Origin of the sequence: Pelagivirga sediminicola (assembly GCF_003072125.1) — a bacterium.
Taxonomy (GTDB): Bacteria; Pseudomonadota; Alphaproteobacteria; order Rhodobacterales; family Rhodobacteraceae; genus Roseovarius; species Roseovarius sediminicola.
This window is the reverse complement of record NZ_QCYH01000007.1, coordinates 127970-148802: the sequence shown is the minus strand read 5'-3', so window position 1 is coordinate 148802 and position 20833 is coordinate 127970. Positions and strand designations below refer to the sequence as shown.

Annotated in this window: 20 protein-coding genes; 6 read left to right on the top strand and 14 right to left on the bottom strand. The window is 68.8% G+C overall.

Translation table 11 applies throughout. The features are described from left to right. Positions 1–65: 65 nt before the first annotated feature. From DC366_RS13220 to DC366_RS13200, 5 genes are read right to left on the bottom strand one after another with little or no spacing between them, the layout of a single operon-like run. Positions 66–863 carry a trypsin-like serine peptidase gene (locus DC366_RS13220; RefSeq protein ID WP_108692686.1) on the bottom strand — a complete coding sequence of 266 codons (798 nt, stop codon included), beginning with the start codon at positions 861–863 and terminating at the stop codon, positions 66–68. Next, complete coding sequence (locus DC366_RS13215) at positions 860–1666, bottom strand: trypsin-like serine peptidase (protein WP_108692685.1); 807 nt, start codon at positions 1664–1666, stop codon at positions 860–862. Before DC366_RS13215 ends, DC366_RS13220 begins: the two co-directional genes overlap by 4 nt. Before the next feature lie 60 nt (positions 1667–1726). Beyond that, positions 1727–3028 carry a glycolate oxidase subunit GlcF gene (glcF, locus tag DC366_RS13210; protein WP_108692684.1) on the bottom strand — a complete coding sequence of 434 codons (1302 nt, stop codon included), beginning with the start codon at positions 3026–3028 and terminating at the stop codon, positions 1727–1729. Then, positions 3028–4149, bottom strand: coding sequence for an FAD-binding protein (locus tag DC366_RS13205; protein ID WP_108692683.1), 1122 nt, complete (start codon positions 4147–4149; stop codon positions 3028–3030). Before DC366_RS13205 ends, glcF begins: the two co-directional genes overlap by 1 nt. A gap of 58 nt (positions 4150–4207) precedes the next feature. Further along, on the bottom strand, positions 4208–5647 hold the full coding sequence (locus DC366_RS13200; protein WP_108692682.1) for an FAD-linked oxidase C-terminal domain-containing protein: 1440 nt from the start codon (positions 5645–5647) through the stop codon (positions 4208–4210). Between the two features lie 96 nt (positions 5648–5743). Between DC366_RS13200 and DC366_RS13195 the strand changes: the two genes are divergently transcribed. Next, positions 5744–6103, top strand: a complete 360-nt coding sequence (locus DC366_RS13195; protein ID WP_108692681.1) for a hypothetical protein — start codon at positions 5744–5746, stop codon at positions 6101–6103. Positions 6104–6206: 103 nt separating this feature from the next. Here DC366_RS13195 and DC366_RS13190 read toward each other — a convergent pair whose 3' ends face one another. The 4 genes from DC366_RS13190 to DC366_RS13175 are packed head-to-tail and all read right to left on the bottom strand — an operon-like array spanning position 6207 to position 12890. Then, on the bottom strand, positions 6207–8252 hold the full coding sequence (locus tag DC366_RS13190) for a hypothetical protein (protein ID WP_108692680.1): 2046 nt from the start codon (positions 8250–8252) through the stop codon (positions 6207–6209). Continuing rightward, the gene (locus DC366_RS13185) at positions 8249–10996 is read right to left on the bottom strand and encodes a DUF4159 domain-containing protein (protein ID WP_207768715.1); all 2748 of its coding nucleotides are present in this window, start codon (positions 10994–10996) and stop codon (positions 8249–8251) included. The genes DC366_RS13190 and DC366_RS13185 overlap by 4 nt, the downstream gene beginning before the upstream one ends. Next, positions 10993–11886: a DUF58 domain-containing protein gene (locus DC366_RS13180; RefSeq protein ID WP_108692678.1), complete on the bottom strand. Its 894-nt coding sequence runs from the start codon at positions 11884–11886 to the stop codon at positions 10993–10995. The genes DC366_RS13185 and DC366_RS13180 overlap by 4 nt, the downstream gene beginning before the upstream one ends. After that, on the bottom strand, positions 11883–12890 hold the full coding sequence (locus DC366_RS13175) for an AAA family ATPase (protein ID WP_108692677.1): 1008 nt from the start codon (positions 12888–12890) through the stop codon (positions 11883–11885). The genes DC366_RS13180 and DC366_RS13175 overlap by 4 nt, the downstream gene beginning before the upstream one ends. Positions 12891–12958: 68 nt before the next feature. Between DC366_RS13175 and DC366_RS13170 the strand changes: the two genes are divergently transcribed. From DC366_RS13170 to DC366_RS13160, 3 genes are all read left to right on the top strand, one after another. Further along, positions 12959–13555: a DUF1285 domain-containing protein gene (locus DC366_RS13170; protein ID WP_108692676.1), complete on the top strand. Its 597-nt coding sequence runs from the start codon at positions 12959–12961 to the stop codon at positions 13553–13555. Positions 13556–13694: 139 nt separating this feature from the next. After that, a complete protein-coding gene (locus DC366_RS13165; protein ID WP_108692675.1) occupies positions 13695–15080 on the top strand; it encodes an aminotransferase family protein in 1386 nt (461 codons plus the stop codon). A 159-nt stretch (positions 15081–15239) separates the two neighbouring features. After that, on the top strand, positions 15240–15764 hold the full coding sequence (locus DC366_RS13160) for a DUF305 domain-containing protein (RefSeq protein ID WP_243405127.1): 525 nt from the start codon (positions 15240–15242) through the stop codon (positions 15762–15764). Between the two features lie 15 nt (positions 15765–15779). Here the strand turns inward: DC366_RS13160 and DC366_RS13155 are convergent, their stop codons facing one another. The 4 genes from DC366_RS13155 to DC366_RS13140 all read right to left on the bottom strand — a co-directional run bounded on the left by DC366_RS13155 (position 15780) and on the right by DC366_RS13140 (position 18224). Next, on the bottom strand, positions 15780–16385 hold the full coding sequence (locus tag DC366_RS13155; RefSeq protein ID WP_108692731.1) for a hypothetical protein: 606 nt from the start codon (positions 16383–16385) through the stop codon (positions 15780–15782). Positions 16386–16439: 54 nt separating this feature from the next. After that, on the bottom strand, positions 16440–16577 hold the full coding sequence (locus DC366_RS13150) for an aa3-type cytochrome c oxidase subunit IV (protein ID WP_108692674.1): 138 nt from the start codon (positions 16575–16577) through the stop codon (positions 16440–16442). A gap of 124 nt (positions 16578–16701) precedes the next feature. Next, a complete protein-coding gene (locus tag DC366_RS13145) occupies positions 16702–17160 on the bottom strand; it encodes a DUF6173 family protein (protein ID WP_108692673.1) in 459 nt (152 codons plus the stop codon). After that, positions 17157–18224, bottom strand: coding sequence for an MBL fold metallo-hydrolase (locus DC366_RS13140; RefSeq protein ID WP_108692672.1), 1068 nt, complete (start codon positions 18222–18224; stop codon positions 17157–17159). The genes DC366_RS13145 and DC366_RS13140 overlap by 4 nt, the downstream gene beginning before the upstream one ends. A gap of 66 nt (positions 18225–18290) precedes the next feature. Here DC366_RS13140 and DC366_RS13135 point away from each other — a divergent pair, with 66 nt between their 5' ends. Then, on the top strand, positions 18291–19259 hold the full coding sequence (locus tag DC366_RS13135; protein ID WP_108692671.1) for an L-threonylcarbamoyladenylate synthase: 969 nt from the start codon (positions 18291–18293) through the stop codon (positions 19257–19259). 51 nt (positions 19260–19310) lie between these two features. Here the strand turns inward: DC366_RS13135 and DC366_RS13130 are convergent, their stop codons facing one another. Beyond that, positions 19311–19901, bottom strand: a complete 591-nt coding sequence (locus DC366_RS13130) for a YqgE/AlgH family protein (RefSeq protein ID WP_243405126.1) — start codon at positions 19899–19901, stop codon at positions 19311–19313. Positions 19902–20025: 124 nt separating this feature from the next. On the opposite strand from DC366_RS13130, the gene DC366_RS13125 reads away from it, so the two are divergent. After that, entirely contained in the window at positions 20026–20832 is an 807-nt protein-coding gene (locus tag DC366_RS13125; protein ID WP_243405125.1) for a protein-disulfide reductase DsbD domain-containing protein, read from the top strand. The last annotated feature ends 1 nt before the right edge of the window (position 20833 follow it).

Sequence of the window (20833 nt, the reverse complement as noted above, 5' to 3'; positions counted from 1 at the left end):
CCGTCAGGCGTCCGGCCTTCCTAATCTGGGGAAGCGGCGCGGCAGTTTCAAGTGTCGCGCGCGCCTCACGGCTTCTGGAATTTCGCGCCGATGCCGCCGCCGCCCTGTCCCACCTGCACCCGGCGCGGCGCTGCCGTGGTGATGCGTTTTGCGGCGCGCATGGCCTGTTTCAGATCGGCCACGATGCCGGGCAGCTCCATGCCATAGGCCGCGTCCTGCCCGCCCGATGAAATCAGCGACACGATGCGCGCGTTTCCGCCCGCCGCGCGCATGAAAACCGGCGCGCCGGAGGATCCGAAAGTGACATCGCAGTCAAACTGCATCACGCCCCTGTTCATCGCGATGATGCCGCAATCGCGCTGCCATGACAGCGCCGCGTCGCGCCCGCGCCCGTAAGACACCACGCTGACACGCGCGCCTGCCCGGCCCGCACCCGCCAGCGCGAAGGGGCCGGCCACGGCCGATGGGATCGGATCGGCCAGCTTCAGCAGCGCCACATCGTGCCGCACCATCTCGCCCGTCAGGGTCGCGCCGGGCGCATAGCCCGGATGCGCCACCACCTGCGCCACGCCGCTTTGCGAGATGAACTCGCCATCGCGCAGCCCCGCGCGAAAGGTCATCGCCTCCGCCGCGATCGGCGCGTGGCTCTTGTCATAGACGCAATGCGCGGCCGTCAGCACAAGGGCCGGCGCGATCAGCGAGCCGGTGCAATACCCGGCCGCGCCCAGCTCCAGCCGGCCGACCGCCTCCCAGCCGAACAGATCATCGCGGTCGGTCAGCCGGATCAGCCCGCCCGCCGCCGCAGGAAGCGCCGTCACCGCGCAGAGCAGCGCCGCACAAAATGACGCCGCGCGCAGCCTCATGGCTTGGCAAACTTGGCGCCGGTCTCGCGCGCGTGCCCGACCACGGCCATGTAGGGCCCGCTGCCCGCGCGGCGGTCGATACCCTGCGCCAGCTCGGCGCGCAGCATCTCAAGCGGCACCTCCAGCTGCGTGCCCAGCGACACCTTGCGCCCGTCCACCTCGGCCATCGCCGAGACCACGGACACGACCCGCGGCGCGCCGCCGTCGAACGTGAAGATCGGCGCGCCCGAGCTGCCGTAATCCACGTCGCAGGACATGACCAGAACGCCCTCCTGATTGGCCATCACGTCGCAGACCTCCTGCAAGGACGGCACCTCGGACCGGCCGCGCGCATAGCTCACAACGCCGACGCGCTGGCCGGTCTGGGGGCGCTTGTCAGTGCCGAACGGCACGACGCGGGCGTTGCGAATGGGATGGCGCAGCTCCAGCAGGGCGACGTCATTGCGCACCCGCTCGGCCGCGATATCGCCGCCGAACGCATAGGAGGGATGCACAACCGCCCGCCTGACCCAGCGATAGGCCGAGGCGCGGCCATTGCGCCAACCGGCGAGAAACTCGATCTTCTCATCGCTCAGCCGCGCGCCCGTTTCCTTGTCAAAAAGGCAATGCGCCGCCGTCAGCACCAGATCGGGCGCGATCAGCGCACCGGTGCAAAACCCCCGCCCGGCCAGATCGAGCCTGCCCACAGCCTCCCAGCCGCGCCCGTCATCGCCGGTATCCAGCCGCTTCAGCCCCGTATCCTGCGCCTTGAGCGCGGTGACGGACAGGGCCAGCGTCAGGGCCGCAATCAAGGCGCGCAGCATGCAAGTCTCCGGAAATCAGGAAGGCGTGCCCATGCGGATACAGACGCTTTAAGGCGAAATTTAGGCATCGGTCACACGGCCCTCCAGCGCGGGCGGCAAAGGTCCGCCGGTCGCCCAATCCAGCAGTTGCACCGTATGCACCACCGGCACATCCGTTCCGCCGCCGATCTGCACCATGCAGCCGATATTGCCCGCCGCAATCACGTCCGGCGCGCGCGCCTCCAGCGTGCGAATCTTGCGGTCCTTCAGCTGGCCGGAGATTTCGGGCTGCATCAGGCTGTATGTCCCCGCCGAGCCGCAGCACAGATGGCTGTCCGCAGGCTCGACCACGTCAAAGCCGGCGCGGCGCAGCAGATCCTTGGGCAGCCCCTTGATCTGCTGGCCATGCTGCAGCGAACAGGCGGCGTGATAGGCCACGCGCAGCCCCTTGGGCGCCCCCTCGGGCAGATCCAGCCGGGCCAGCAACTCGGTCACGTCCATCGCGCGGGAGGACACCCTTGCCGCATCCGCAGCCAGGGCATCGCCGCGCAGCATGTGGCCATAATCCTTGACCGTCGTGCCGCATCCGGAGGTGTTGATCACGATCGCATCCAGCCCCTCGCCATTCATCTCCGCGCTCCACGCGCGAACATTGGCGGCGGCGGCCCGGTGGCTTTCGCCCGCCTTGCCCATATGGTGAACCAGCGCGCCGCAACACCCTGCGCCGCGTGCCACCACCACTTCGCAGCCCAGCCGGGTCAGCAGGCGGATGGTCGCATCGTTGATGTCCGTGTCCAGCGCCTTTTGCGCGCAGCCCGTCATTAACGCGACACGCATCCTGCGCGCGCCCCGCGGCGCAAAGCTCTGCGGATCGTCGTTGCGGCTGACCGGGGGGATGCGCCTCGGCGCCGCGTCCAGCATCGCGCGCAGGCGCGCGTCGGGCACCAGCCGCGCAAAGGGGCGCGCGAGCCTGGCCCCCAGAAGGGCCACGCGAAAGCGCATCGGATAGGGCAGGATCCGCGCCAGCATCCAGCGCAGCGCGCGCTCGCCCATCGGCCGTTTGTAGGTCTGTTCGATATAGGCGCGGGCATGATCGACCAGATGCATGTAATGCACGCCCGACGGGCAGGTCGTCATGCAGGCAAGGCAGGACAGGCAGCGGTCGATATGCTTGACCGTCTTCGCATCCGGCACACGGTCGTTTTCCAGCATGTCCTTGATCAGGTAGATGCGGCCCCGCGGGCTGTCCAGCTCATCGCCGAGGAGCTGATAGGTCGGACAGGTCGCGGTGCAGAAGCCGCAATGCACGCAGGCGCGCAGGATCTCGTTGGAGCGGGCGGTATCGGGATCGGCCAGTTGCTCGGGCGTAAAGAATGTTTGCATCAGGCGGGCCTTTCTTCCGGCGGCGACATCAGGCCGGGGTTCAGGATGCCGCGCGGATCGAACCGCGCGCGCAGACCCGCCGCAATCGCGGCGAGCGGCCCCGCCTGCGGCGCAAAGACGCCCAGCCGCGCCTTGGTGTCCGGCGCCCCGCGGATCAGCGTCGCGTGACCATCGAACGCGCCCAGCGCGGCGCGCAGGTCCGTGCCCTCCGGCACCGCCAGCCAGATCAATCCGCCGCCCCAGTCAAAGACGGCCACCGCGCCCGGCACAAGCGCGGCCAGCGCCGGGCCGTCCGACGGGCGCGCCGACACGCGCCAGACATCGCCGTCGCCCAAGACCGATACGTCGCGCACGCCGCGCCACAGATCCCCCGCCTCCGGCAGAACCTGCCAGTCGCCGAACTCCGCCAGCAGGCGGCACAGCCGCTCCGCGCGATACCGGGCCGAGGCGGCGAACCCCTCCAGCCGGATCAGCGTGCGCGCCTGCCCCGCCGCCACATGCGCCGCGCCCGACACCTCGAAAGGCGAGCCCAGCGCGCGCGCCAGCGCCTCAACTGCGCGCCCGGGCGCCAGCCCCTCCAGCGCCAGGGTTGCCGACGCGCGCGCCACCGGCAACACCTTGAGCGACACCTCGCTCAGCACGCCCAGGGTGCCATGACTGCCCGCCATCAGCCGCACCAGATCATAGCCGGTGACGTTCTTCATCACGCGCCCGCCATTTTTCAAAACGCGGCCCATCCCGTCGACGAACCGCACGCCCAGCAGGAAATCGCGGCAGGCCCCCGCCGCAATCCGCCGCGGCCCCGACACATTCGCCGCCACCACCCCGCCGATCGTCGGCGTCCCTTGCGTGCCAAGCAGCCCGCGATGGTCCATCGGCTCGAACGGCAGGCACTGCCCCTCGCGCGCCAGCAGCGCCTCGACCTCGGCCAGCGGCGTGCCGGCCTGCACCACCAGCGTCAGCGCCCCCGGCTCGTAGAGCGTCACGCCGCCCAGCCCGGCGGTCGACAGCACCTCGCCCAGCGCCACGCCATAGCTGCGCGTGCCGCCGCCAATGATGCGCAGCGGTCCTGCCGCACCGGCCACCATCTGTGCAAGCTCATGCTCTGTGCCCGGGCGCATCACTTTCTTCTTGCCTCAAATATCCAAAAACGCCCGCCACCGGCGCAGGCTCCCGCGGTCATTCCGCCGCCATCCGCCGCGCGGCGCTGCTTGCCAGCGGAAACACCTTTGCCGGGTTCAGCAGCCAGCCGGGATCGAACGCGTCCTTCACAGCCATCTGGATGTCCAGATCCTCGGGCGAATATTGATAGCCCATCAGATCGCGCTTCTCTATGCCCACCCCATGCTCGCCGGTCAGGCATCCGCCCACCTCGACGCACAGCTTGAGGATCTCGGCCCCCAGCGCCTCGCATTTCTCCTGCTCGCCGGGGGTGTTGGCGTCATAGATGATCAGCGGATGCATGTTGCCGTCGCCGGCGTGAAACACATTACCCACCTTCAGCCCGAATTCGCCCGACAGCTCGCCGATCCGGCGCAAGACGAAGGGCAGTTCGCTGACCGGGATCGTGCCGTCGAGGCACATGTAATCGCCCATCTGCCCCATCGCCCCGAAAGCCGATTTGCGCCCCAGCCAGATCCGCGCCGCCTCCTCCTCCGACGCGCTTTCGCGCAGTTCCACCGGATCATGGCGCCGCGCGATGTCGAGGATGATCGCCAGCTGCTCGTCGATCTCGGCCGGGCTGCCCTCGACCTCGACGATCAGCAGCGCCTCGCAATCGGGATAGCCAGCGCCCGAAAACGCCTCGGTCGCGGCGATGCAGGGGCGGTCCATGAACTCGATCGCGACGGGCAGGACGCCCGCCTTGATGATGTCGGACACGCAGGCGCCCGCCACCTCTGAGCTGGCATAGCCGATCAGCACCGGGCGCGCGCCCTCGGGCTTCGGCAGGATGCGCAACGTCGCCTCGGTCACGACGCCCAGCTGCCCCTCGCTGCCGCAGATCAGCGCCAAGAGGTCCAGCCCCCCGGCATCCAGATGCGCGCCGCCGATCTTGTGAATGGTGCCGTCCATCGTCACCAGCGTCACGCCCAGCAGGTTGTTGGTGGTCACGCCGTATTTCAGGCAATGCGCGCCGCCCGAATTCATCGCGATATTGCCCGCAATGGCGCAGGCCAGCTGGCTGCTGGGGTCGGGCGCGTAGAAAAATCCGTCCGCCTCGACCGCCCCGGTCACGCTCAGGTTCGTGCGGCCCGCGCCCACGCGGATGAACCGGTTCGCGAAATCCGTCTCAAGCACCTCGTTCAGGCGCGCGACGCCCAGCACAACGCAATCGGCGGTGGGCAGCGATCCACCGGCCAGCGACGTGCCCGCCCCGCGCGGCACAACCGGCACGCGCATCTCGTGGCAGAGGCGCAGAACGGTCGCGACCTCTTCGGTCGTGCGCGGCAGCGCGACGGCCAGCGGCGCGCAACGATAGGCGCTGAGCGCGTCGCATTCATAGGCGCGCGTTTCTGCCGCGTCGGAGATGATCGTGCCCTCCGGCAGCGCATCCGTCAGGCGCGCGACGATGCGCGCCTTCTGCGCGATGATGTCCGCTCGCGGTTCCGGCATTTCCATCGGCCATCCTCCTGCCCGAAGCGTAGGCCCCCGCCGCATCCAAGGCAAGACACCGCAGGACGTGCGCCCGCGCTGCCTGCTGTGTAAAAGGGCGCCATGAAACCGATTCGGTGCCTGCTGCTTGCCGCCCTTTTGCCATCTGCCGCCACGGCCCAGCCGCCCCGCATCACCGGGGTCGATATCGCGCGTGACGGCATGGGCTGGAAATTCAGCGTGACGATCCGCCATCCCGATACCGGCTGGGATCATTACGCCGACGGTTGGGAAATCCTGGGCACCGGCGGCACGGTCCTGGCCCGGCGGCCGCTGCATCATCCGCATGTGGACGAGCAGCCGTTCACCCGCAGCCTGCGGCAGGTGATGCTGCCGGACGGCACGCGGCAGGTGCGGGTCCGCGCCTTTTGCTCGGCCGGCGATGTGTCGGACACGGCCGCGCCGATCGACCTTCCCTTTTGACGCAGCGCGCCATTGCGGCTGTGCGGATGCGTGACGACAAGGCGCGCATCCTGACCGAAGCGGATTTTCTCGCCGCAGGCTGACACATCCGACGCGCGCAGCCTCAGCGGCGCCCCTCGCGCAACCATGCGCCGGTCACCAACGCGCCGATCACGATCAGCACCAGCCATGCCGGCAGCAGCGCCGTCTGCGTCACGCTTTGCGTCACGTAGGCGCCGCGCGGCGTGATCCCCAGCCAGCCGCGCCCGGCCGCCGGGCGCCCCTCGCGCACAACGCGGATGGCGGGCAGGCCGTCCTCGATGGCGCGGATGCCGCCATTCGTGCCCTCGATCAGCGGCGCCAGCGCATCGCCGCTGGCGATGGTCTGCTCGAACTCCACCGGGGCCGCGGGGCCAAGGCCGATGACAGCGCTCTGATCGCCGCTGACCAGTCGGTAAAGCCCGATCTGCGGGCCGTCATACTGCGCCTCGAACCGGCCCGGCGCGACCTCCTCCAGCGGCAGCACGACGTCGCTGCCATCGGGCGCGGTGACGGTGACATCCCCGGCGCTGCCCTTCAGCGTGCGGCGGATGATGCGCATGCGCTGGCCCGTCGCCTCGGCCCAAAGTGCCTCTTCCTCCAGCTCGGGTTCCTTCATCATCCAGTGGGCAAGGCGGCGCAGCAGCTCCAGCTGCGGCCCGCCCCCCTCGTAGCCGCGGTTCCACAGCCACGCATGATCTGACGCCAGCAGCGACACGCGCCCCTCGCCCACGCGGTTCAGCATCAAAAGCGGGCGATCGCCGGCGCCCGACATCACCACATCGCCCTGCGGCGCCTCTACCTCGATCTGGCGCAGCCAGCGGCCCCATTCGCCGTCATGCATCTGCGCCAGCCCCGCCGTCACCGGATGCTTTTCGCCCAGCTCCGTGACCTTGGGCCGATACGCCTCGTCCACGACGCGGGCGGTGGGGCGCGCCGGGACGATCGCCTCCAGCGGCGAGCGATAAAGGCTGCTCGCCCCGGCAAAATCCGGCCCTGCGGCGAAGAGGACCGCGCCCCCCTTCTGCACGTAATCCACCACGTTTTGCAGATAGAGCGCGGGCAGGATACCGCGCCGCTTGTAGCGGTCGAAGATGATCAGATCGAAATCGTCGATCTTCTCCAGAAACAGCTCGCGCGTGGGGAAGGCAATCAGGCTCAGCTCCTCCACCGGCACGCCATCCTGCTTTTCGGGCGGGCGCAGGATGGTGAAGTGCACCAGATCGACAGAACTATCCGATTTCAGAAGGTTACGCCACGTGCGCCCGCCCGCATGCGGCTCGCCCGACACCAGCAGCACGCGCAGCCGGTCGCGCACGCCGTTGATCTGCACAAGGGCGGTATTGTTGCGCGCGGTCAGCTCGCCCGCCGCCTCGGGCGTGGTGAATTCCAGCACGTTGCGCCCGCCATGCGGCAGCACCAGCGGCAGCTCGATGGACTGGTCCACCGGCACGTTGAAGCGTTGCGGCGCCTCGCCGTCGATGGAGATGTCCAGCGGCACCTCGCGCACGCCCTCGGGGGCGGCGCCGCTATCCTCGATCCGCAGGGTCAGGGTGATTTCCTCGCCGAGGATCGCGAAGGCCGGCGCGCCTTCGACGATCAGGCGGCGGTCCCAATCCTCGCTGCGGCCCGTGTGCAGCAGATGCAGCGGCGCAGGCAGCGGCGGGGCGCGCTCCAGATCGTGCAAGCGTCCGTCGCTCAGCAGGAAGAGGCCCGCGACGCGGCCCTGCGGCTCGGTCGCCAATGCCTCGGCCAGCGCGGTCATCAGCTGCGTGCCGCTGTCATCGGCGCCGTCGCCGACCTCGACGCGCCGCACGTCGGTGCCGCGTGCGGTCAGCCGCGCCTCCAAATCGTCGGCGGCGCGCGCGGTCATCCCGGGCCGGTCGGCAAGGCGCTGGCTCGCGCTGGTATCCTCGACGATGATGGCGATGTCGCTCAGATCTTCGCGGTCCTCGCGGCTGAGCGTCGGGCCCATCAGCGCCGCAAGGATGACCGCGGCGCCAAGCCCGCGCAGCGCCCAGCCCGACAGCCCCCGCCACGCGGCCAGCGCGACCAGCGCCAGCGACGCACCGGCAAGGCAGGCGATGATCCAGAGCGGCAGGACCGGGTCGAAAAGGATGCCGTGCGTCATTGGCCAAGCCTGTCCAGAAGGGCGGGCACATGCACCTGATCGGATTTGTAATTGCCGGTCAGCACATGCATTACCAGGTTGACGCCGAACCGCAGCGCCATCTCGCGCTGCCGCTCGCCCGCATAGCCGCGCCCGACGGGGCGCAGCGGCGCGCCCACCTCGTCCACGGCCCATGCGGCGACCCAGTCATTGCCGCCGATCACCACCGGCGTCACGCCGTCGTTGAGATCGCGAAACGGCATGCCGGGCGCCTGGCGCGCGCCCTCCGGCGCCGCCTCGACCCAGACGGGGCGCCCCGCATAGCGGCCCGGAAAATCCTGCAAGAGGTAGAAGGCACGCGTCAGCACATGATCGCTGGGCACAGGCTCCAGCGGGGGGATATCCAGCGGCGCGGCCAGCCGTTGCAGGCGCGCGCCGTTCTCTGACGAGGCGCTGAAACCGGCGATATCCGCATCGCGCGTATCGAACAGGATCAGCCCGCCACTGCGCAGATAGGCGTTCAGCTTGGCATAGGCCGCATCCGACGGTATCGGCTGCGCCGGGGTGACTGGCCAGTACAGCAGCGGGAAGAACGCCAGCTCGTCAGCCTCCAGATCGACGCCGCGCGGCGGGCTCGGCTCGACGGTGGTGCGATAAAACAGCGTCTCGCCAAGGCCGCGAAGCCCGGCATGGGCCAGATCGTCCAGCGCCTTTTCCCCGGTCAGCACATGCGCCAGCGTCACCTCGTCGGCCAGAAGCTCGGGCGCGCGCTCCTGTGCGACGGACGGGTCGGGCAGCATCAGCAGACCGGCCAGCAGGGCGGCGGCGCGCAGCGGCATCAGCCGCCCCGACAGCGCCAGCGAAGCGATAACATCGCCCCCCAGAAGCAGCAGCGCGGCGGCCAGGATCCAGCCGGCAAGCGGTGTCTCGGCGGTGCGCTCAAGCCCTTGAATGTCGGTCCCCTCCGGCCATTGTGCGGCCGCCAGCGTATCCTCCGCACCCAACACGCTGCGCGCGATGCGCCGGTCCTCGCCCTCATAAATTCCGGGCCGCAGATCGGGGCCAAGCGGCGCGGTCAGCAGCGCCTCGCCCGCGACGCCCGGCAACGTGCCTGCATCGCGCAGCGTGCCGAACCCGTCCAGCACCTGCAGCGCCTGCCACGTCGTACCTGCCATATCCTCGGCCACCGGGGCCGCCGCGCCCGACGAGATCGCCAGCCGCTCCAGCATCTGCACGAAAAGGCCGGACAGGGGCAGGCTGCTCCATTCGGCATTGGCGGTGACGTGGAACAGCACGACCTGCCCCTGCCCGATACGCTTGCGCGTCACCAGCGGCGTGCCGTCGCCCAACTGCGCGATCACGCGGCTGGCCAGCGTCGGGTCGGGCTGGGCCATGACCTGCGCGCTGACCGTCACGTCATCGGGAATTGCAAGGCCGACAAAGGGGCTGTCCTCGGCAAAGGGCGCCAGCACCTTGGGCGCGCCCCAGCTCATCGCGCCGCCGACACTGCGGCCGCCGGCGCGCAGGCGCACCGGCATCAGCGGATCCTCGCGGCCGCGCGATATGTCACTCGCGGCCAGACGCGGCCCGGCGAACCGCAGCAGCATGCCGCCCGCGTCCGTCCATTCCAGCAGGGCGGCGGTTTCGCCCTCCGACAGGGTGGCGACATCGGCCAGCACGATCACATCGGGCCGCGCGGGCAGCACCTCCATCAGCGCGCCGCCCATCAGCGCGGCGTTGGGTTCAAGCGCGCGCTCAAGAAAGTGCAGCGGCGACAGCAGCTCCAGCCCCTCGCGGTCCTCACGGCCCGCGATCAGCGCGACCTCGCGCCGCCGCAGGCTGTCATCGGTCAGCGCGACGGCGCCCGCGTGGCCCTGGCCCGCGATCTCGAAGCGCGACAGGCGCGCGCGCAGCTCTCCGGGCAGGTTCAGCGCGCCGGTGGCGTGCCTCTCGCCCTGCGCAAACCGCAGCGGCAGCGTGGCCAGAACGCGCGGCGTGCCAGCCGGATCGCGGCCATGCGCCAGCACCGTGATGTCGCGCGCAGGCCCCGCCGCAAGGCGCTGCGCCGACAGCTCCAGTGCGCCGTCCACGGACGCAGGCGGCGCCAGCGCCAGCAGCGGCTGCCCGGTCTGGTGAACGCGCACCGCGCCGGCCGTCTCCAGCGCCTCCAGCAGCGCGCCGCGCCCGTCACGCGCCAATCCGTCAGACAGCCAGAGCGTGTCGAACGCCTGCCCGTCCAGCAGATCGGCGGCCCGGCGCATCATTTCGGCACGCGGTGCCCATGCGGACGGCTCCAGCCCCGCAAGGCGGCTGCGCCACGCGTCCGCGGCCTGAAATTCGGGGGGCTGCGGATCGCTCAGCCGCATCAGCGCGACAGGGCGCCCGTCGCGCCCCGCCTCGGCCAGAAGGCCATCCAGCAGATCGCGCTCGGCCTCCCAGTCGCGCGCGCTGGCCCAGCTGGCATCCATTAGCACCAGCAGCTTGCCGGTGCTGCGCACCTCATCGGCGCCGCGCGGGTTCAGCACCGGCCCCGCCATGGCGACAATCACCGCCGCCAGCGCCAGCATCCGCAAGAGCAGCAGCCACCAGGGCGTGCGGTCCGCCGCGCTGTCCTCGTCCCGCAGGCCCAAAAGCAGCGCGACGCCCGGAAACCGCCGCCGGATCGGCGCGGGCGGCACGGCGCGCAGCAGCACCCACAGGACCGGCAGCAGCACCAGCGCAACCAGCAGCCATGGCGCAGTGAAACCTATCGCGGCGAGGTTCATCGCCCCGCGCCCCCGCCCAGCGCGCCGTACAGCCAGAGGAGCGCCGCCTGCGCCGGGGCATCAGTGTGATGGCAATGATATTGCCAGCCGACCGCGGCGCAAAGGCCGCGCAGCGCGTCCTTGCGCTCGGCCAGACGCGTCAGATAGCGATCGCGCAGATCATCCGCCTTCAGCGTCTCATGCGAAAGCGTGCCGCCGACGGAATCGAATATGGCGCGGCCGCGATAGGGAAACGCCTCCTCCACCGGGTCCAGAACCTGCATCAGCACGCCCCGCACGCCGCGATCCGCGGCGCCGGTCAAGGCGCGGCGAACGGGCTCGATATCGCCCAGACAATCGGAGACGAACAGCGCATGGCCCTGCGGCGCCAGACCGCGCGCATCGGGCGCGCCATAATCGGCCCCGGCCTCGGCGCCCGCCAGCATTGACGCCAGCCGCGCGATCTGCGCCGCGCCGCGCCGCGGGGGCAACGCATGGCCCGTCAGGCCCACACGCTCGCCGCCCTTGTCCAGCAGGATCGCGGTGGCCAGCGCCAGAAGCTGCGCGCGATCCGCCTTTTCCGGCAGGTTCCTGTCGCTGGAGAACCGCATCGATGCGGCCCCGTCGACCCAGATCATCAGCGTCTGCGCGATCTGCCATTCGCGCTCGCGCACGAATTCGGCATCGCTGCGGGCCGAGCGGCGCCAGTCGATCTGGCGGCGCTGGTCGCCTTCCTGAACCGGGCGGTATTGCCAGAAATCATCGCCCTGCCCGGCACGCCTGCGCCCATGCTGGCCCAGCAGGACGGACCCCGCCAGATGCTGCGCACGCGCCAGAAGCGGCGGCAGGCGCGCCGCCTCGGCCTCGGATCTGGCGCGCAGGGTTGCGGATGGGGCGGCGGGCTGGCTCACGCAGCGGCCTTGCCCCGGTCCAGCCCGGCCACGGTGTCGGCGATCAGGCGGCTCAGGCTGTCGCCCCGCGCCCGCGCCGCAAAGTTCAGCGCCATGCGGTGGATCAGCACCGGCTGCGCCATGTCGGCCACGTCCTCGGCGCTGGGGGCAAGCCGCCCCTGCAGCAGCGCGCGCGCCCGCACCGTCAGCATCAGCGCCTGCGCCGCGCGCGGGCCGGGACCCCATGCGACGCTGTCCTGCACCCGCTCGGACGCGCCCGGCTGATCGGGGCGGAACGCGCGCACCAGATCGAGGATCATGTCCATCACCCCCTCGCCCACCGGCATCCGCCGCAAAAGCGTCTGCGCCGCGATCAGCTCGGGCGCAGTGAACACCGCCGTCGCCGCCTCCTCGGCCACGCCGGTGGTGGCCAGCAGGATATCGCGCTCGGCCGTGCGGTCCGGATAGGGCACGTCGATCTGCACCAGAAACCGGTCAAGCTGCGCCTCGGGCAGCGGATAGGTGCCCTCCTGCTCGATCGGGTTCTGCGTGGCAAGCACGTGAAACGGCGGCTCAAGCGTGCGGTTCGCGCCCGCGACCGTCACCTGCCGCTCCTGCATTGCCTGAAGCAGCGCCGATTGGGTGCGCGGGCTGGCGCGGTTGATCTCATCGGCCATCAGAAGCTGGCAGAATATCGGGCCTTCGATGAACTTGAACGCGCGGCTGCCGTCCGCCCCCGTCTCCAGCACCTCGCTGCCCAGAATATCGGCCGGCATCAGGTCGGGCGTGAACTGCACCCGATTCGTGGCCAGCCCCATGACGGTGCCCAGCGTCTCGACCAGCCGCGTCTTGCCCAGCCCCGGCAGGCCCACCAGCAACCCGTGCCCGCCGCTCAGCAATGCCGCCAGCGACAGGTCCACGACCCGCTCCTGACCGATGAAACGGCGCGCGACCTGCCCGCGTGCTTCGGCCAGCCGCCCTTGCAGCGCGTCTATGTCGGCGACCAGATCGGCACTGTCTGTCATGGAAAATCTCCGGCTTGGGCTATATGTTGGTGCTGAGTGTATAGCGCGTGGCGGAAATGGCAAAAGCAATGAGCGAAAACAAGATCACGACAGCGTCACCCGCCCCCTCGGCCGAAGGCATCGCCGCCGCCGCGAAGGCCGCCCAGAAGGGCCGCGCCCTGCCCCCGGTGGACAAGTGGAACCCGGAGTTCTCCGGCGATCTGGACATGCGCATCGCGCGGGACGGCACGTGGTTCTACCTTGGCACGCCTATCGGGCGCCCAGAACTGGTGCGCCTGTTCTCGACCATCCTGCGCAAGGACGGCGATGATTATTTCCTTGTCACACCCGTTGAAAAGGTCGGCATCACCGTCGATGACGCGCCCTTCGTCGCCGTCGATTTCGAAGTCGAGGGCGAGGGGCAGGCGCAGAAACTGACCTTCCTGACCAATGTCGGCGACAGCACGATGGCCGGCCCGGACACCCCGATTCGCGTGGAGCGCGATCCCGAAACGGGCGAGCCGTCGCCCTATATCCTCGTGCGCGCCAATCTCGAGGCGCTGATCGACCGCAAGAGCTTTTACCGGCTGGTGGATATCGGAACCCACCATGACGGCTGGTTCGGCCTATGGTCACAAGGCGCTTTCTTTGGCCTGATCCCCTCGGCGGAGCTGCCGCAGGGCTGAAAGGGCGCCCGCCTGACTGGCCCTATGCAAGAGCGCGAACTGGACCTATCGCCAAACACCGTCCTGGGATGGTATGATGGACAGTATATGCCCTTCCCCGGCGCATCCCCGCCGGGCCTGCACACGATGGAGAATCCCCATGGACGGCAAATTTCTGGACAATGATATCGAAAAGGTCGTCGCAGCCGACCGCGCCCATGTCTGGCATCACCTGAGCCAGCACAAACCCTACGAGACGTCCGATCCCCGCGTCATCGTCGAGGGCAAGGGCATGCGCGTCTGGGACCAGCACGGCAAGGAGCATCTGGATGGCGTGTCTGGCGGTGTCTGGACCGTGAACGTCGGTTACGGGCGCGAGCGGATCGCCAACGCCGTGCGCGACCAGCTGATCAAGCTGAACTATTTCGCAGGCTCCGCCGGATCGGTCCCCGGCGCCATGTTCTCCGAGCGCCTTATCGAGAAGATGCCCGGCCTGACCCGCGTCTATCACACCAACTCCGGCTCCGAAGCCAACGAGAAGGCATTCAAGATGGTCCGCCAGATCGCGCACAAGCGCCACGGTGGCAAGAAGCACAAGATCCTCTACCGCGAGCGTGACTATCACGGCACCACCATCGCCTGCCTTTCGGCCGGCGGCCAGCCCGAGCGCAACGCGCAATACGGCCCCTTCACCCCCGGTTTCGTCGAAGTGCCGCATTGCCTTGAGTATCGCGCGCAATGGGATCTGACCGGCGAGGAGTACGGGCTGGCGGCGGCCAACGCCATCGAGGAGGTCATCCTGCGCGAAGGCCCCGACACCGTCGGCGCGCTCTGCCTTGAGCCGGTGACGGCAGGCGGCGGCGTGATCGTCCCGCCCGAGGGGTACTGGCCGCGCGTGCAGGAAATCTGCCGCAAATACGACATCCTCCTCCATATCGACGAGGTTGTCTGCGGCCTCGGGCGCACCGGCACATGGTTCGGCTACCAGCATTACGGGATCGAACCGGATTTCGTGACCATGGCCAAGGGCGTCGCCTCGGGCTACGCCGCCATCGCCTGCTGCGTCACGTCCGAGCGCGTCTTTGACATGTTCAAGGACGACGCCACCGATCCGCTGAACTACTTCCGCGACATCTCCACCTTCGGCGGCTGCACGGCCGGCCCGGCGGCAGCGCTGGAGAACATGAACATCATAGAGGAAGAGGGCCTGCTGGAAAACACCGTCAAGATGGGCGATTACATGCTGGACCAGCTGCACGCCCTCAAGGACAAGCACGAGGTCATCGGCGACGTGCGCGGCAAGGGCCTGTTCCTGGGCGCCGAACTGGTCAAGGACCGCAGCACAAAGGAGCCGATGGACGAGAAATCCGTCGCCGCGGTCACCGGCGATTGCATGGCCCAGGGCGTCATCATCGGCATGACCAACCGCTCGCTGCCCGGCTTCAACAACACGCTGTGCTACTCGCCCGCGCTGATCGCCACCAAGGACGACATCGACGAGCTGATCACGGCCACCGACAAGGCTCTGACCAAGGTCTTCGGCTAAGAGCACCCGCATCCGCCGCCCCGGCGCGGCGGATGCGCCGCTTGCACCTCTCCAAAACATTCCGCTGCCATGTGACGGGCACGGCAAAATGGAACCCGCGTGGCACAGCGACTGTTCGATACCCATAGACGGGACCATTGAACAGAAAAGGGTATCGGCATGGAACATGGCACGCGGGAACAGGAAAACCGGGGCGGCATGGGGTACGGGCGGTTCGCGGCCATGATCGCGACATCGACCATCGTCATGTATGGCCTGATGTATCTCAACACCTACGCGCTCGATCACGTGTTCTTTTCGCAAACGCGGATGTGGATGGCGCTTTACATGGGCGCGGCGATGGCGGTCATCATGCTGGCCTTCATGCTCGGCATGTATACAAACCGGACTGTCAACATCGCCATTTTCATCGGCGCCATCGCCGCCTTCGCCCTGTCGCTATGGCTGGTGCGCAGTCAGGAAACGGTCGAGGATCTGGCATGGATGCGCGCAATGATCCCGCACCACTCCATCGCCATCCTGACCAGTGAGCGCGCGAATATCTCGGACCCGCGCGTGCAGGAGCTGGCCAATGCCATCATCGAGGCGCAGCGCGGCGAGATCGACGAAATGAAGCGCTATATCGCCGATATCGAGGCGAATGGCGACGCCCCTGCAGGAACGCCCCGCGACAAGACAGAGTAAGCGCAGCGCCCCGCGTCAGACCTTGGCGGGATCCCAATCGGCAAGAACCTTGGAATTGTCGTCGCTGTCATACTCATACAGCACCTGTTCGCGCACACCAGGAAGCGCCCCGAATTCGGCGGCCAGCGTCTTGGGCAGCCAGGTCTGGCTGATCTTGCCGGGGAAAAGCTGTGCCAGAATGCTGGACGTGCTGCGCGAGCATTGCGCCTGCGGCACCGGGCCATAGGCGCCGGCCAGTTGCATCGCACGCTCGGCAATCTCGGGCGTCACGTCCAGTTCCTGAATCTGCACGTGAAAGGTCTTGCGCGCGTGAAACCGGGTATAGACGTCCGCCACCATCGGCGTGACGCCATAAATCACATCGTTCCGCTCGGGAATCGTCTCATGCTTGAACGATCCGGCGGGATCCCAGATCACCCGCTGCGAGCCGTTGATCATCAGCGACGTATGCGCGCCCGCGCCGGAATTGTTGTTGAGCATGGTGAACAGCGTCAGCCGCGGCGGCCCGTCATGGCGGTATGCGGCGCGCGCGACATCCTCGTCACTGGCCCAGACGCCCGGAGGGGCGGCGCACCCGGCAAGGCCCAGAACCCCGATCAGGGCCAGTATCGCAAAGCGCATCATGTGATTTCCCAAACAGACCATCGAGCCCCGGCACGCGCCGGGCGGTGCGGCTTAGCCGTTGACCAGCGCCATGAAGATCAGCGCGCAGATGGCAACGATCGCCACGCGCGTCGACCATTTCACGAAGGCGTCGAAGGTTTTCTCGTGGACCGTAATGTCCATTTCACCATGTTTGTGAGGCTCGCCCATGTGAATTCCCGTCCTTTGAATGCCGAATTACCCGGCTGGTTAAAGCGTTTCGCCGGAATTCTCAATCACGAATGAATTCCCGCCCGCAAATAATGATGCCTCGCGCGCCGCGACGGGCGCCGCGTCACTCCTTTTCCAGATCCGCGACCAGCTGGAAGCCGATCCGCTCCGGCTCGGCCTGCGCCTGGGGCTTGGGCACGGCGCGCAGAAGGACGCTCAGCTGGCTGACATGCTGCACCAGCTGCGTCTTGATCCCTTTCACGTCGCTGCCATAAAAGGTGACGATATCTGGGTCGAAATACCCCATCCCTTCGATCTTCAGCACGCCGGTATCGCCGCCGACAAAGCCCATGGCGACTTCATGTTCGCTATCGAGCGTCTTCTCGAAATTCTTGATATAGAGCGCCAGCCGCTCATAGGCCCATTTCGCCGCGCTTTTCTCATCCACGGGCTTCGCCTTGAGCGCGGCGGGCGCATGCTCGGCCGGGCTGGTCCGCGTCCTGCCGCTGATATGCACCTCGTGGCAGCGGGGCAGCGCGTCGGCCTCCACCAGTTCGGCCGTGGTCTGTATCTCGTTGCTCATGCACCCTCTCCCTGCGTCTGCCACTCCCACGCGCCATCCTCGCGCAGGCGGCGCGTCACGCGACCCAGCTTATGCAAGTGGTTGAGATGTGCAACCGCCTCGACCAGCGCCAGACCGTATGTGCCCGCGTCGATCCGCCGTTTGAACAGCGGGGCAAAACATTCCGCCGCCGTGTGCGGCTGCGCCAGATGCGCCTCAAGCCGCCGCAGCGCGCCGTGGTGATTGTCGATCAGTTGCTCCATGCGCAGCGGCAGGCCCGTAAAGGGCAGCTTGTGCCCGCCCAGCACCAGATGATCCTCGCGCGCATGGGCGGCCAGCCGGCCGCATGCCTCCAGCCAGTCGGCCAGCGGATCGGCCTCCGGCTCGGTCGGGTAAACGCCGATATTGGGGCTGATCGACGGCAGGATCTGATCGCCCGCGATCACCAGGTTGCAATCCGTGCTCCACAGCGTCAGGTGCTCGGGCGCATGGCCGCCGCCCATGCGCACGTCCCATGTCCGGCCCGCGGCCTGCAGCGTGCCGCCCTCCTGCAGGCGCGTATAGCCAACCGGCAGGGGCGCGCAGACATCGGCAAAGTTGTAGGGCCGCGCATCGCGCCGCGCGGCGAATATCTCGGCGTCCATGCCCGCGCGCCGCCAGAATTCCAGCGCCTGCGGCGTCGGCCGCTCCTCGACATCGAGGATCAGCATGCGCGCCATCAGCCATGCGGTGCGCGACGCCAGCAGATCGCAGCCGAAACGCGCCATCAGCCAGCCCGCCATGCCGACATGATCGGGATGGTGGTGCGTGACGATCACGCGGCGCACCGCGCGCCCCTTGAGCGGACCGGCAAGCAGCGCCTCCCAGATCGCGATGCTGCGCCGCGAGCGGATGCCGGTATCGACGATGGTCCAGCCGTCCGGCTCTTCCAGCGCGTAGACATTGACGTGATCCAGCGCCATCGGCAGCGGCAGGCGCATCCACAGAACGCCCGGCGCCACCTCGGTCGCGCGGCCCTCTTCGGGCGGGGCGGCCCAGGGATGGCGCAGCCCGGTCCGCTCGGCGGCAATGCTCGCTTGGGCCATGCCCGGCCTCCTTCTTGGCAATCACGGCGGCGCGCGCTAAGCAGGCCGCGCGCCCTGTCTAACCGCATGTTGCCAAGGAATCCAACGCCCGTGCAGACCCGCCTGCTCTCCGCCGACGACACCGGCATCGCCGCCGCCGCGGCGCTGCTGGCCGCGGGCGATCTGGTCGCGATCCCGACCGAGACGGTCTATGGCCTTGCCGGCGACGCGCGCAATGGCACCGCAGTGGCCCGCATCTTTGAGGCCAAGGGCAGGCCCAGCTTCAATCCGCTTATCGTTCATGTCGCCGATGCCGAAATGGCGCGCGCCTACGCTGACTGGACGGATACCGCGCAACGCCTCGCGGATGCGTTCTGGCCCGGACCGCTGACCTTGGTGCTGCCGCTCCGGGCCGGCTCGGGCCTGTCTGCGCTGGTCACGGCCGGGCACGGCAGCGTCGCGCTGCGCGTTCCCGCGCACCCGGTCGCGGGGGCGCTGCTGCGCAGCTTCGGCGGGCCGCTGGCGGCGCCGTCGGCCAATCCATCGGGCCGGATCAGCCCGACAAGCGCCGCGCATGTCGCAAACGGGCTGGGCGGCCGGATCGCGGCCATTCTGGACGGGGGCGCCTGCGATGTGGGCGTCGAATCCACCATCGTCGGCCTGACCGGCGCCCCGACCCTTCTGCGTCCCGGCGGTTTGCCCTCTGAGGCGATCGAGGAGGTCATCGGCACGCGCCTGACGCGCAGGCATGGGGACGCCGCAATCACCGCGCCCGGGCAGATGTCATCGCATTATGCTCCGAACGCGCAGATCCGGCTGAACGCGGGCAGCGCCCGTCCGGGCGAGACGCTCCTCGGCTTCGGCGCCACCGAGGGCGCGGCGCTTAACCTGTCGCCCAGCGGCGATCTGACGGAGGCTGCCGCCAACCTTTTCGAATATCTGCACCGTCTGGACCGGGACGCGCGCGCCATCGCGGTGGCGCCCGTCCCGGACCGGGGTCTTGGGCGCGCCATCAATGACCGCCTTCGCCGCGCCGCCGCGCCGCGCGGCATCTGATCGTCCGGCTTTCAACTTTCCGAAAAATGCGCGCGCCGAACGCGCCCCACGTCAGGCCGTGCCGGCCTCCGCCGACAGCACCAGCGGATCCACGCCGAGGACCGCCAGTGCGGCGCTCCACTTGGCGCCATTGGACGTGCCGAACACCAGATCGGCGCTGGCATCGCAGATCAGCCAGCCGTTGCGCCCGATCTCGTCCTCCAGCTGGCCGGGGCCCCAGCCGGCGTAGCCCAGCGCGATCAGCGCCCGGCCCGGCCCTTCGCCCGCGGCCATGTCCTCCAGGATATCCAGCGTCGCGGTCATGGAAAACCGCGCGTCGACCTCCAGCGTCGAGATCGACGACTGATACCCCGCCTCATGCAGCACGAAGCCGCGCCCGCTCTCGACGGGGCCGCCGAAATGGATGGGCATCTGCCGCGCGCCCGGCGCGGCCTCGATATCCAGCTGCTCCAGCAGGTCGCTGAGCTTCAGATCGTCGGCCAGCTTGTTGATCATCAAGCCCATCGCGCCCTCGTCCGAATGGGCGCAGATGAACACGACCGATTGGGCGAATCGCGGGTCCTCCATGCCGGGCATGGCGATCAGGATGCGGCCGGTCAGGTCCATCATCGGGGGCGGGTCTGTATCTGTGCGCGTGGACATACCTCTGACAATGGGTGCTGGCGCACGACAAGGCAAGGGGCCGCGCCATTACAGCGCGCTGACCGGAATGTGAGTTGGCTTTTGCCGCGCGGCGCGGCATTTGTGGATCATGAGACATATCCTGATGCCCCTTCTCACCGCGCTTGGGCTTGGCGCTCTCGCGGCTGCCGCGCCTGCTGCGGCGCAGACGACCGATGCGGTCACCTCGGCGCGCGTGCTGCCGGGCTGGCGCATGGCCGACGGCACCCATATGGCCGCGGTCGAGCTGCGCCTCGCGCCGGGGTGGAAGACCTATTGGCGCGCGCCGGGGGATCTGGGCATCCCGCCACGCTTTGACTGGCGCGGCTCGGACAATCTGGCCGGGGTCGATATCCGCTGGCCCACGCCCGGGCTTATCCAGCAGGGCGGCGATGTTGCCATCGGATATCACGATGTTCTGGTGTTGCCGCTGCATGTGCTGGCGCGGGACGCGGGCGCGGGCGTGACGCTGAAAGGCACTGTCGATCTGGGCGTGTGCCGAGATGTCTGCATGCCGCTGACGCTGGCGCTGAACGCCGATCTGCCCGCGGATGCAGCGGCCAGGGACGGGCGCATCGCCGCCGCGCTGGCCGACCGGCCCCTGACCGCTGCAGAGGCCGGCGTGCGGGCCGTCAGCTGCACCGTGTCGCCCGGCAAGAACGGCCAGCTCAACCTGCGGGCGGTGGTGACCCTGCCGCCCACCGGCGCGCCGGAGACAGCCATCATCGAGGCGGGCGATCCGAACCTGTGGATCGCGCAGCCCAGCCTGCAGCGGCGGGGCGATACCCTGATCGCGGAAACGCGCCTGTCGCATGGCCAGGGGCGGGCCTTCGCGCTCGATCGCTCGAAACTGCGGCTGACCATTCTCGGCGCGCGGCAGGCGGTGGATATCCAGGGCTGCCCGGCGGGCTAAG